Below are 12,021 nucleotides of genomic sequence, written 5' to 3'. Positions count from 1 at the left end.
CAACCCTATGATAACGTGCTGTTTCGAGGCTGAACCACCTCTCCCCGAGGGGGAGAGGTCGGCTGCGCAGCAGCCGGGTGAGGGGGCTCCGGAGCTTTAGAACTGGAGAGGGTTGTCCCCCTCACCCCAACCCTCTCCCCCTCGGGGAGAGGGAGGACAAATGCAATGCCGGCCCGTCCGGACACGAGCGCCAAGACTGCAACGCACAAGGTTTTTCACTTTTCCTTCGCTTCCGGCTCGGATAATCCCTTCAGGAAGCGCGCCGCTGGGAACGGCGCGGGGGCTGCTTGCAGCTCTTGGGGCGATCAGGAGAGGCCGAGGAAATGGCTTTCACGTTCAGGACACTTGCGCTGACGGCTCTGCTTCAGGTCGGCGCGCTCGCTTTCGGCACCCTCGCCATGGCCCAGTCGAGCCCCGTGCCGCCGCGCGGCGTGGGCGCCACCATGGACATCGGCGACCAGCCCGGCGCCGTCCCGGCCGCCGACGACGAAGTGAACATGGACCCGGCCTATAAGCGCCAGCCGGTCTATTTCCGCACCACCGAGGCACCCGGCACCATCATCATCTCCACCAATGACCGGTTCCTGTACCTGGTCCAGGGCGACAACCGCGCGCTGCGCTACGGCATCGGCGTCGGCCGCGACGGCTTCACCTGGCAGGGCCTCGTGAACATCTCGCGCAAGGCCGAATGGCCGGACTGGACGCCGCCGGCGGAAATGATCCAGCGCCAGCCCTACCTGCCGCGCTTCATGGCGGGCGGCCCCGGCAACCCCATGGGCGCCCGCGCGCTCTATCTCGGCCAGACGGTCTACCGCATCCACGGCACCAACCAGCCCGAGACCATCGGCTATGCGGTGTCCTCCGGCTGCTTCCGCCTCGTGAACAGCGAGGTGATCGACCTCTACAGCCGCGTGCCGGTGGGCACGAAGGTCATCATCCGGCAGGCGGTGACGCTCTGATCCTTCCCTTATAGGCCGCCTCCGGGCGGCCTTTTTCTGTCGCGTGCCGCGACGTGGCGGCGCGCATCGTCCCGAACCCCTCATCGAACGAGGCTTCTGTCATGAAGACCTTCCTGGCCCTGATGGCCGGCGCCGTAGTGGCGCTCTCGGCACATGGCGCATCCGCCCAGACCCTCAAGACGGTCAAGGATCGCGGCGAACTCATCTGCGGCGTCAGCCGCGGCCTGCCCGGTTTCTCCGCCCCCGACGCCAAGGGCGCGTGGTCCGGCTTCGACGTGGACTATTGCCGCGCCGTGGCTGCCGCCGTGCTGAACGACCCCACAAAGGTGAAGTTCGTGCCGCTCTCGGCCGACGAGCGCTTCCCCGCGCTGCAGAACGGCTCCATCGACCTGCTCTCGCGCAACTCCACCTGGACGCTGGAGCGCGAGGCGAAGCAGAACCTGCTGTTCAGCGCCATCACCTATTATGACGGCCAGGGCTTCCTGGTCCCGAACGCCCGCAACGTGCTCTCCGCGCTGGAGCTGGACGGCTCGAAGGTCTGCGTGCAGAGCGGCACCACCGCGGTCGGCTACACGGAAGACTTCTTCAAGACCAACAACATGAAGCTGGAGCTGGTCACGGTTCCGACCTCCGACGAGCTGGTGAAGGCCTATGAGGACGGGCGCTGCAACGCCATCACCACCGACGTGTCCCAGCTCTATGCCCTGCGCCTCGTGACGAAGAAGCCGACCGACCACATCGTCCTCCCCGACGTCATCTCCAAGGAGCCCCTCGGCCCCGTGGTGCGCCAGGGCGACGACCAGTGGTTCAACGTGGTGAAGTGGACCCACTACGCCATGGTGAATGCCGAGGAGCTGGGCGTCACGAAGGCCAATGCGGATGAGGCCCTGAAGTCCCAGAAGCCGGACGTGAAGCGCCTTGTGGGCACCGACGGCAATTATGGCGAGCAGCTCGGCCTCACCAAGGATTTCGCGGTGCGCATCGTGAAGGCGGTGGGCAATTACGGCGAAGTGTTCGAGCGCAACGTGGGCACCGGCTCCAAGCTGGGCATCCCGCGCGGCATCAACCAGCTCTGGAGCGTCGGCGGCATCCAGTACGCCCCGCCGCTGCGCTGAGCGCGGCTCCGAGACAAGTGACGGCGACGGGGGCTTCGGCCCCCGTTTTCTTTTGTGGCGGCAGGTGTTCACCCTCCAGCAGAACCACCGTCATGGCCGGGCTTGACCCGGCCATCCACGGGGCTCCGCCGGGCGGGCGCTTAAGGGAGAGGTGTGGATGCCCGTATCAAGTCCGGGCATGACGGCTGTGTGGGATGGAGAAGGATAGCGGGCGATGGGAGGTCCGCTCGCCAAAATGTGAGCGGGAAGGCTCCCTTACGTCATCGACCATTCTACCGCCCCACTTTAGTCTCCCCGCGCCCGCCTGAGGCCAAGGAGAGAGCATGTCCGAGCTGTCGCGCCGCCATTTCCTCACCGCCACCGCCGCAGCGGCGGCCGGCTCCACCCTCCCCCTCAGCGCCCCCGCTCTGGCGGCCGCGCCGCCGGCCCCCAATCAGGTACCGAGCGCCTATCGCTACAAGGTGGGCGACATCGAGGTGACCGTCATCAGCGACGGCATCCGCACCTTCCCGCTGGCCGACAATTTCGTGCGCAACCAGCCGCGCGATGCAGTGAATGCGGCCCTGAAGGCCGGCTACCTGCCGGAGAATCAGGTGACGGTGAATTTCAACGTCCACCTCATCAATACCGCCGGCAAGCTGGTGGTGATCGACACCGGCAACGGCCCCGCCCAGGGCACGGTGGGCCTCACCCAGGGCACGCTCGCCTCCGTCGGCATCGACCCGAAGAGCGTGGATGCGGTGGTGATCTCCCATTTCCACGGCGATCACATCAACGGCCTCGTCAACGCCCAGGGCACGCCCACCTATCCCAATGCCCAGGTGCTGGTGCCGGAGGCGGAATGGGCCTTCTGGATGGACGAGGGCAATATGAGCCGCGCCCCCGAGGCCATGAAGGGCGCGTTCCAGAACGTGCGCCGGGTGTTCAAGCCGTTCGAGGGCAAGGTAGAGAAGTACGGCTGGGACAAGGAAGTCGTTCCCGGCCTCACCTCGGTCGCCACCGTCGGCCACACGCCAGGGCACACCTCCTACAATCTCACGTCGGGCAACGGGAAGCTGTTCATCCAGTCGGATGTGACCAACATCCCCGTTCTGTTCATGCGCAATCCCGGCTGGCACGCGGTGTACGACATGGACGCCGCCAAGGCCGAGGAAACCCGACGGAAGGTCTACGACATGGTGTCCGCCGAGCGCATGCTGGTGGCCGGCTTCCACTTCCCCTTCCCGGCCGCGGCCTATGTGGAGAAGGACGGGGCGAACTATCGCTACGTGCCCATCAACTGGAGCCCGGTGCTCTAAGAAAGAAACGCCGCCATGGCCCGGCCATGGCGGCGTTCTGGTCCTACCTGTTGAGCGCGCCCATGGCGGCTTCGGGATAGCGCGTGCCCGCCACCGCTTCCGGCTGGAACAGGGTGTCGAGGTCCGCGATCTCGCCGGCCGAGAGCGTGATGTCGGTGGCGGCGGCATTCTCGTGGATGTACTTGATGCGCCGCGTGCCGGGGATCGGGATCACGTCGGCATTCCTGTTGAGGAGCCAGGCGAGCGCCAGCTGGGCCGGCTTCACGCCCTTCTTCTCTGCAATCCCGGCCAAGGCGTCCGTCAGCTTCTTGTTGGTCTCCAGCGCCGCGCCCTGGAAGCGCGGATTGTTGCGGCGGAAGTCGGTGGCCGCCAGCGCATCCGGCGCGGACACCGTGCCGGTGAGGAAGGCGCGGCCGAGCGGGCTGTAGGCCACGAAGGACGCGCCCGTCTTGCGCACCGCCTCCAGCATCCCCGCCTCGGGCTCGCGGCTCCACAGGGAATATTCGCTCTGCACCGCCGCGATGGGGTGCACCTTATTGGCCCGCTCGAAGGTGGAGATTGCACATTCCGAGAGGCCGAGGGCGCGCACCTTGCCTTCCTCCACCAGCCTCTTCATGGCGCCGACCGTGTCCTCGATGGGCGTCTGCGGGTCCACGCGGTGCTGGTAATAGATGTCGATGGTCTCGACCCCGAGCCGCTTCAGGCTGGCCTCGCAGGCGGCGCGCACATAATCCGGCTTGCCGTTGATGCCGAGCCATTCGCCGTTCGGCCCGCGCATGACGCCGAACTTGGTGGCGAGCACCACCTTGTCCCGTCTGCCCTTCAGGAAGCGACCCAGCAGGGTCTCATTATGACCCCAGCCATACATGTCGGAACTGTCGAGGAAATTGATGCCGGCTTCCAGCGCGGCATCGAGGGTCTTCAGAGACTCCTCGTCATCGCTGGGGCCATAGAATTCGGACATGCCCATGCAGCCGAGGCCGATGGCCGACACGGATATGCCGGACCGGCCGAGAGGACGGCGGTTCATGATTGACCTCATGACAGGAAGAATGATGTTGGATGAGGTGCCCGGGAGTTCTGATGGGCACCCTGGAAAAGTACACTGGATCGTTTACTTTGTCAAGAATGGCAGCCCGACCGGCCCCCGGCAACACGCCCCGCGCGAAGGACCCGCGCGGAACCGCGGTGCGCATCCGCGCGGCGGCGCGCATGCTGTTCCTGTCCAAGGGATATGGCGCCACCAGCATGGACGCCGTCGCCGCTGCCGCCCCGGTCTCCAAGCGCACGCTCTACCAATATTATGCCAGCAAGGAGGACCTGTTCGCCGCAGTGATCGAGGAGGTCTGGTCGGCCTTCACCGGCGCGCCCGTTTTGTCCGAAGCCGGCGAGGCGGATCCGCGCGCGGTGCTGCACGCCTTCGTGCAGAGCCTCGTCTCCCATTGGGAGCGGCCGGAGGTGATCGCCTTCCTGCGCCTCATCATCGCCGAGGCGCCCCGGGCGCCGGAGCTGTCCGCCGCCTATTTCCGCTCCACCAAGGAGCCGACGGTGCAGGCGCTCGCCGCCTATCTGGAACGGCTTTCCCGCGCGGGAAAGCTCGCCGGCGCGCCCGACCCCATGCTGGCGGCGGCGCAGTTCATGGGCGCCATCAAGGAGCCGCTGTTCTGGCCGCGCGTCCTGGGCGTGCCCAGCGCCTTTCCGGTGGAGGTCGCCACCGACCGCGCCATCGACGCGCTGCTCTCCAAGGCCCGCCGGGCTGACTAAGGCTCCGCCCGGCTGATGGCGGGCTTGAGCACCAGCAGGCCCATGCCCACCGCCACCCAGGCGAGCACCACGTAGGGCCACAGATCCCCTGGAAAGTCCGGCACCGGATAGACCGAATTATAGAGCGGCCAGATCATGGCGAGGGTGCCGAGCCCGCCCAGCACCACCCAGCCGATCTTGCCGGCCTTCACGGCATGGGCGGCCACGGCGGCGGTGACGCCCAGATAGGCAAGGATCAGCGCCAGCACGCCGATGGTGCCCACATCGTCATAATAATCGGCCGGCCCAATGAAGGGCGCCCAGCCCAAAAGGCCGGCGAGCATCAGGGCGCCGACGATGCACACCGAAACCGCCGGCGTCCCATAGCGGGGATGCACGGCGGCGGCCATTGGCGAAAGCCCGGCCCGCCCCAGCGCATAGAGCATGCGCGCGGCAGCGGAGAGGCAGCCGAGCACGCAGGAGATGGCGGAGACGGATGCCGCGATGTCCAGCGCCGTCGCCATGCGCAGGGTGCCGTATTTCAGCGCCAGCGTGTTGAGGGGCGCCTCGTCGTTCGCCAGCGCCTTCATGTTGTCGAGGCCGTACCCGATCACCTGGATGTAGGACGCGAAGACGAAGAACAGGCCGGCGAGCACCACCGTGCCCAGAAGCGCGATGGGGATGGCCCGGCCCGGCTGCCCGGTCTCCTCGGCAAGGGTGGTCGCGGCCTCGAAACCGGCGAAGGAAAGAACGGCGAACACCACCGCATAGCCGATGCCCCACCAGCCGGTCGCCGGGTCCGGCTGGAAGGGCGCGGCGGACAGGCCGCCCCCGGCGCCCACCGCCAGGAGGATCTTTACCCCCAGATAGATGATGACGGCGATGGAGCAGAGTTCCAGCACCAGCATCAGCCGCGCCGCGACCGACATGTCGCGATAGGCGAACACGATGCCGATGAGGAGCGCCGCCACGCCGAACACCAGCCAGAAGCCGCCGATATGCACCCCGTGATCGGCCAGTGCCGCGCGCAGGAAGTCCCCCACCAGGGCCGCGCTTCCCGAGCCCGCCGCCACATAGAGCAGCAGCATGCACCAGCCGGCGATGAAGCCGGCGCGCGGGCCGAAGGTCTGGCCGATATAGGCATAGGCCGAGCCGGTCTGGGTGACGCGGCGGGAGAAGAAGACGAAGGAGAAGCCGACCAGCGCCACCACCAGCGTGCCCACCGCAAAGCCGAGCGGCGCCGCAATGCCCGCCGCTCCCACCGCCAGGGTCACGTTGAGCGCCATGCCCATGGTGGGCGCGATGACCGACAAGGACAGGCCCACGGCCTCCATGAGGCCCAGATTACGCTTGAGCTTCGCCACGACTGCCCCCGCTGCCCTGTCCCGGCTCTATGCGGTACGCGGTGCCGCATGCCAACGGCAGAGATTGGCCGGATCCGCGCCCTGCCGCATTCCACGCCCTTCAAGTGTGGGACAACCCGGCCCTACGGCCCCGCAATCCTTGACGGCGCGGCGGGCCACCGATACGCCCGTAGCATGACGTCGCGCGCTTTCATCACCGGCCTTGCCGGCGCAAAGCTCCTCGCCGAGGAGCGCGCCTTCCTGAGGGAGGCCGCGCCCTGGGGCCTCATCTTGTTCGCCCGCAACGTGGAAACGCCCGAGCAGGTCCGCGCCCTCGTGGCCGACGCCCGCGACGCGCTGGGCTGGGACGCGCCGGTGCTGATCGACCAGGAAGGCGGCCGCGTGCAGCGCCTCCGGCCGCCTCATTGGCCGGACTATCCGCCGGGCGAAGCGTTCGGCGCGCTCTATAGGACCAACCCCGAGGCCGGACTTTCCGCCGTCCGCCTCAATTCCCGCCTCATCGCCTCGGATCTCCACGCGCTTGGCATCGACGTGGACTGCCTGCCCGTGGCGGACCTGCGCCTGCCCGAAGGCCACGGCATCATTGGCAACCGCGCCTATGGCGAGACGCCGGAGCAAGTGTCAGCCCTCGCCCGCGCCGCCGCCGAGGGGCTGCTGGAGGGCGGCGTGCTGCCGGTGGTGAAGCACATTCCCGGCCACGGCCGCGCCCCGGTGGACAGCCATGAGCGCCTGCCGGAGGTGAAGGCTTCTCGCGAGGAGCTGGAGCGCACCGATTTCGCAGCATTCCGCCCGCTCAACGACCTGCCGCTCGCCATGACCGCCCACGTGGTCTACGCCGCCATCGACCCCTCGGCGCCCTGCACCACCTCGAAAGTGGTGATGGACGAGATCGTGCGCGGCTTCATCGGCTTCTCCGGCCTCGTCATGAGCGACGACCTTTCCATGGGCGCGCTCTCCGGTACGGTGGCGACCCGCGCCGTGGCCTCGCTCGCCGCCGGCTGCGACATGCTCCTCCATTGCAACGGCAAGATGGAGGAGATGACGCCCATCGCCGCCGAGGCCCCGGCCCTGGCCGGGCGAGCGGGCGAGCGCGCGGCGGAGGCGCTCCTCGCCCGGCGCCCGCCGGCCCCGTTCGATATCGAAGCCGGCCGCCGCGACCTCGCGGCGCTTGCCGGAGCACCGGCCTGAGCCATGAGTGAGGCGCCTCTTCCCCCCGAATTCGCCGAGGACGCCCCGGCCTCGGCGGGAGAAGGCGCCTTCGTGGTGGACATTGACGGGTTCGAGGGCCCCCTGGACCTACTACTGGCGCTGGCCCGCACGCAGAAGATCGACCTCACTCGCCTCTCCATCCTGGCGCTGGCGGACCAGTATTTGTCCTTCATCGAGGCGGTGCGGAAGGTACGGCTGGAGCTGGCGGCGGACTATCTTGTCATGGCCGCCTGGCTCGCCTACCTCAAATCCCGCCTGCTCCTGCCGCCCCCGCCCAAGGAGGACGGGCCGAGCGCGGAGGAGATGGCGGACGCCTTCGCGAGGCGCCTGCGCCACCTTGAGCGCATCCGCAAGGCGGCCGAGCTGATGATGTCCCGCACCCGCATGGGCATCGACGTGTTCCCCCGCCGCGTGCCGGAGAAGAACGAGACCGTGCCGGGCCGGGTGGTCTATGACGCCAGCCTCTACGACCTGCTCTCGGCTTATGCGACCCAGCGCCAGCGCACGGCGCTCTCCTACGTCACGCTAAAGACCCGCGCAGTGTGGTCGCTGGCGGAGGCGCGGGCGCGGCTGGAACGCCTCGTGGGCGCATCTCCGGGAGACTGGATGCGGCTCGACTCGTTCCTCATCGACTACATGGCCGAGCCGGAGCAGCGCGCCACCGCGCTCGCCTCCAGCTTCTCGGCAACGCTGGAAATGGTGAAAGAGGGCGTGCTGGACATCCGCCAGGATGCGGCCTTCGCCCCGCTCTGGCTGCGGCCCCGTGGAACGCAGGAGACCTTGCTATGAACCGCGTGGCGCCGCGCATCGATCTGTTCGATGCTCGTCCGCTGGACGAGCGCGAAGCCGCCCTCGTCCGCGATCTGCGCGTGGTGGAGGCGCTGTTGTTCGGGTCCTCCCTGCCCATCGATGCGGCCACCATCGCCAAGCACCTGCCGAAGGACACGGACATCCTGGCCCTCATGGACACGCTGACCGCCGATTACGCCAGGCGCGGCGTGAATGTGGCGAAGGTGGCCGGCGGCTGGATGCTGCGCACCGCGCCGGACCTTGCCGAGATGGCGGGCGAAGCCGCGCCGGAAGTGCGCAAGCTCTCCCGCGCGGCCACTGAAGTCTTGGCCATCGTCGCCTATCACCAGCCCGTCACCCGCGCCGAGATCGAGGATATTCGCGGCGTCTCCACCTCCAAGGGCACGCTGGATGTGCTGATGGAGACCGGCTGGGTGCGCCTGCGCGGCCGGCGCCGGGCGCCGGGGCGCCCGGTGACCTACGGCACCACGTCCGCCTTTCTCATCCATTTCGGCCTCGATGCGGTGCACGATTTGCCGGGCATCGAGGAGATGAAGGGCGCAGGCCTCATCGATCCGCGCGTGCCGTCGGGCTTCGCCATCCCCCTGCCCTCCGACGACGAGCGCCTGCGGGAAGACGAGGAGCCCCTGGAGCCGGAGCTTCTGGACCTCATCCTCACGCCCGAGCCCGAACCGGAAGAGGGCGGGGAAGAACAGTGACAGCCCTCGCCGTGCGCCAGCATTCCCCCGTCAGCTTCGCCAAGGGCCTCGCCTTCGAGGATGTCCGCCTCACCTATGGGCAGGTGGAGGCGGTGCGCGGCATCACGCTGGATGTGAAGCCGGGCGAGGTGATGTGCCTGCTCGGCCCGTCCGGCTGCGGCAAGACCTCGCTTCTGCGCCTCGCCGCCGGCATCGAGGAGCCGGATGCGGGCCGCATCGTCATCGACGGGGCGGAAGTGGCCGGCCCCCGCGCCTTCGTGCCGCCGGAGCGGCGCGGGGTGGGGCTGGTGTTCCAGGACTATGCCCTCTTCCCCCACCTCACCATTCTCCAAAATGTGATGTTCGGCCTTGCCCGCCTGCCGCGCGCCGGGGCGGAGGGGGAGGCGCTGCGGGCGCTCGCCCGCGTGGACCTTGCGGATTATGCGGGCGCCTATCCCCATGAATTGTCCGGCGGGCAGCAGCAGCGGGTGGCGCTCGCCCGCGCGCTGGCGCCCCGGCCGGGCATCCTGCTGCTGGATGAGCCCTTCTCCGGCCTCGACCGGCGGCTGCGCGACCAGGTGCGCGCCGACACGCTCCAGGTGCTGCGCGACGTGCGCGCCACCGCCATGATCGTCACTCACGATCCCGAGGAGGCGATGCGCCTCGCCGACCGCATCGCCTTGCTGCGCAACGGGGAACTGGTGCAGGTGGGCCCACCTGAGGTGCTCTACCACGCGCCCGCCGACATCGGCGTCGCCCGCTTCTTCTGCGAGCTGAACGAACTTCAGGCAATTATTCGTGATGGCGTGGCCGACACCCTGCTGGGCCGTTTCCCCGCGCCCGGAATGCCGGATGGAAAAGCCATCGCCGCCTTGCGCCCTCAAGGGATTGCCTTCGCCCCCGAGGGCGCCGGCCCCGCCGGCCGTATCCTGGAACGGCGTTCCCTTGGGGAAATCGTCCTTGTGCTGGTGGCGGTGGAAGGGCTAGATCGTCCGCTCACGGCGCGGCTGCGCGCCAACTTGAGCGTGCAGCAGGGTCAGGACGTGGCGCTTGTGGTCGACCCGGCGGAAGTCCTTGTTTTCGCCTTGTCCGGGTCCTAGTGTCGCCGTTCGAAGGGCGTGCGGGCGCGAGAACCATCTTGCGGTCCGCCCAACATACAAGACTCTCGGAAACGAGACTCTCACGGAGGGTGAGTGATGGGTTCGATGAGCATCTGGCACTGGATCGTGGTGCTGGCCGTGGTGCTCCTCCTGTTCGGTCGCGGCAAGATCTCCGACCTGATGGGCGACGTGGCCAAGGGCATCAAGTCCTTCAAGAAGGGCATGGCCGAGGACGACACGACACCTGCGCCGTCTACCGCGCCCGAGGCCCCGCGCAACATCCCTCACCAGGTGTCGAGCGCGGCCGAGGCCGAGAAGAAGCCGGTCTGACGCGGCATCCTGCGAGGAGGGCGGCGGCACGGCCGTCGGCAATAAGCCTGCATGTTCGACATCGGCTGGTCTGAGCTGATGGTGATCGGCGTTGTTGCGCTGATCGTCATCGGACCTAAGGAGTTGCCCGGCGTGCTGCGCACGGTGGGCAAGACCATCGCCAGGCTTCGCCGCATGGCGGGGGAATTCCAGGGCCAGTTCCAGGATGCCCTTAGGGAAGCCGAGCTGTCCGAAATGCGCAAGGAAATCGGCGACATCGCCGACGGCGCCACGGACAGCGTGAAGAAGAGCTTCCCCGGCATGGACGTGCTGGACCCGCTGCGCTCCATCCGCGAGGAAATCCGCTCCACCGTGGAAGGGGCCACCAAACCCGCCGCGGTGGCTGCCGCCGCGACGGCGACCACGGTCGCGTCGGATGCGGCGCCGGTGGATGCCGCACCCACCACGCCCGTCGCCACTGAGCCTCTGGTGCCCTTGCCCGAGCCGGCCGACGAACCCGTGATCGACCTTCCCTTGCCCATCTCCCCGATCGAGCCCGCAACCACCGACGAAAAGCCTCGCGAGAGCGGAACGCCCACATGAGCGAGGAGGAAATCGACGCCTCCAAGGCGCCCCTGATCGATCACCTGATCGAGCTGCGCTCGCGGCTGATCAAGTCGGTGATCGCCTTCCTGATCGCCTTCTTCGTCTGCTTCCTGTTCGCCAAGCAGATCTACAACATCCTGCTGTGGCCCTATGAGTTCGCCTCCGGCTTCGCCTCGGGCGTGAAGCTCATCTATACGGCTCCCCAAGAGTTCCTGTTTACCCAGATCAAGCTCGGCATGTTCGGGGCGGCCTTCCTGTCGTTCCCTATCGTGGCCAGCCAAGTCTACATGTTCGTGGCGCCGGGGCTCTACAAGCACGAGAAGCAGGCTTTCCTGCCCTATCTCGTGGCCACCCCCTTCTGCTTCCTCGCCGGCGCGGCCTTCGTCTATTTCATCGCCATGCCGCTGGCCATGAGCTACTTCCTGAACATGCAGCAGATCGGCGGCGAAGGGCGGGCGGAAATCTCGCTGCTGCCGCGCGTCTCCGAATATCTCTCGCTCATCACCACCTTGATCCTCGCCTTCGGCATCACCTTCCAGCTGCCGGTGATCCTGACGCTGCTGGCGCGCATCGGCGTGCTCACCTCCGACCAGCTCAAGAAGGCGCGGCGCTACGCCATTGTCGGCGTGTTCATCCTCGCCGCGGTGCTGACCCCGCCGGACGTGATCTCCCAGCTCGCCCTTGCGATCCCGACCCTCCTTCTCTACGAGATTTCCGTCTATCTGGTGCGCATCGTCGAGAAGCGCCGGGAAGCGGAGGAGAAGGCCCGAGAGGCATCGTCCTCCGCCACCTGACGCCTCGGACTGGTGGGCATCTCCTAAGTCTTTTCGG

The 12,021-nt window shown here is 67.7% G+C and carries 13 protein-coding genes; 11 read left to right on the top strand and 2 right to left on the bottom strand.

The genetic code is table 11. From position 1 onward, the window contains the following. Positions 1-323 precede the first annotated feature (323 nt). From ABLE91_RS05375 to ABLE91_RS05365, 3 genes are all read left to right on the top strand, one after another. The gene (locus tag ABLE91_RS05375) at positions 324-959 is read left to right on the top strand and encodes a L,D-transpeptidase (protein WP_510181901.1); all 636 of its coding nucleotides are present in this window, start codon (positions 324-326) and stop codon (positions 957-959) included. A 101-nt stretch (positions 960-1,060) separates the two neighbouring features. Beyond that, complete coding sequence (locus ABLE91_RS05370; protein WP_348929096.1) at positions 1,061-2,074, top strand: amino acid ABC transporter substrate-binding protein; 1,014 nt, start codon at positions 1,061-1,063, stop codon at positions 2,072-2,074. Between the two features lie 323 nt (positions 2,075-2,397). Further along, on the top strand, positions 2,398-3,372 hold the full coding sequence (locus ABLE91_RS05365) for an MBL fold metallo-hydrolase (protein ID WP_348929094.1): 975 nt from the start codon (positions 2,398-2,400) through the stop codon (positions 3,370-3,372). 43 nt (positions 3,373-3,415) lie between these two features. Here ABLE91_RS05365 and ABLE91_RS05360 read toward each other — a convergent pair whose 3' ends face one another. Next, positions 3,416-4,402: an aldo/keto reductase gene (locus tag ABLE91_RS05360; protein WP_348929091.1), complete on the bottom strand. Its 987-nt coding sequence runs from the start codon at positions 4,400-4,402 to the stop codon at positions 3,416-3,418. A gap of 98 nt (positions 4,403-4,500) precedes the next feature. Between ABLE91_RS05360 and ABLE91_RS05355 the strand changes: the two genes are divergently transcribed. Continuing rightward, positions 4,501-5,136 carry a TetR/AcrR family transcriptional regulator gene (locus ABLE91_RS05355; RefSeq protein ID WP_348929089.1) on the top strand — a complete coding sequence of 212 codons (636 nt, stop codon included), beginning with the start codon at positions 4,501-4,503 and terminating at the stop codon, positions 5,134-5,136. Here the strand turns inward: ABLE91_RS05355 and ABLE91_RS05350 are convergent. Next, positions 5,133-6,479, bottom strand: coding sequence for an APC family permease (locus tag ABLE91_RS05350; protein ID WP_348929088.1), 1,347 nt, complete (start codon positions 6,477-6,479; stop codon positions 5,133-5,135). The two genes, ABLE91_RS05355 and ABLE91_RS05350, sit on opposite strands and share 4 nt — an antisense overlap. Positions 6,480-6,653: 174 nt before the next feature. Between ABLE91_RS05350 and nagZ the strand changes: the two genes are divergently transcribed. The 7 genes from nagZ to tatC all read left to right on the top strand — a co-directional run bounded on the left by nagZ (position 6,654) and on the right by tatC (position 11,984). Continuing rightward, the gene (nagZ, locus tag ABLE91_RS05345; RefSeq protein WP_348929087.1) at positions 6,654-7,667 is read left to right on the top strand and encodes a beta-N-acetylhexosaminidase; all 1,014 of its coding nucleotides are present in this window, start codon (positions 6,654-6,656) and stop codon (positions 7,665-7,667) included. A gap of 3 nt (positions 7,668-7,670) precedes the next feature. Beyond that, the gene (locus tag ABLE91_RS05340) at positions 7,671-8,477 is read left to right on the top strand and encodes a segregation and condensation protein A (protein ID WP_348929085.1); all 807 of its coding nucleotides are present in this window, start codon (positions 7,671-7,673) and stop codon (positions 8,475-8,477) included. Next, positions 8,474-9,196, top strand: coding sequence for an SMC-Scp complex subunit ScpB (gene scpB, locus ABLE91_RS05335; RefSeq protein WP_348929084.1), 723 nt, complete (start codon positions 8,474-8,476; stop codon positions 9,194-9,196). The genes ABLE91_RS05340 and scpB overlap by 4 nt, the downstream gene beginning before the upstream one ends. Further along, the gene (locus ABLE91_RS05330; protein WP_348929081.1) at positions 9,193-10,275 is read left to right on the top strand and encodes an ABC transporter ATP-binding protein; all 1,083 of its coding nucleotides are present in this window, start codon (positions 9,193-9,195) and stop codon (positions 10,273-10,275) included. The genes scpB and ABLE91_RS05330 overlap by 4 nt, the downstream gene beginning before the upstream one ends. A 96-nt stretch (positions 10,276-10,371) precedes the next feature. Continuing rightward, positions 10,372-10,605 carry a twin-arginine translocase TatA/TatE family subunit gene (locus ABLE91_RS05325; protein ID WP_348929079.1) on the top strand — a complete coding sequence of 78 codons (234 nt, stop codon included), beginning with the start codon at positions 10,372-10,374 and terminating at the stop codon, positions 10,603-10,605. Positions 10,606-10,656: 51 nt separating this feature from the next. Next, the gene (gene tatB, locus ABLE91_RS05320) at positions 10,657-11,187 is read left to right on the top strand and encodes a Sec-independent protein translocase protein TatB (protein ID WP_348929077.1); all 531 of its coding nucleotides are present in this window, start codon (positions 10,657-10,659) and stop codon (positions 11,185-11,187) included. Further along, entirely contained in the window at positions 11,184-11,984 is an 801-nt protein-coding gene (tatC, locus tag ABLE91_RS05315; protein ID WP_348929074.1) for a twin-arginine translocase subunit TatC, read from the top strand. The genes tatB and tatC overlap by 4 nt, the downstream gene beginning before the upstream one ends. The last annotated feature ends 37 nt before the right edge of the window (positions 11,985-12,021 follow it).

It is taken from the genome of Aquabacter albus, from assembly GCF_040049275.1.
In the GTDB taxonomy this organism is placed as follows: domain Bacteria; phylum Pseudomonadota; class Alphaproteobacteria; order Rhizobiales; family Xanthobacteraceae; genus Aquabacter.
The sequence above is the reverse complement of the archived record's forward strand: the minus strand, read 5'-3'. Positions and strand labels throughout refer to the sequence as shown.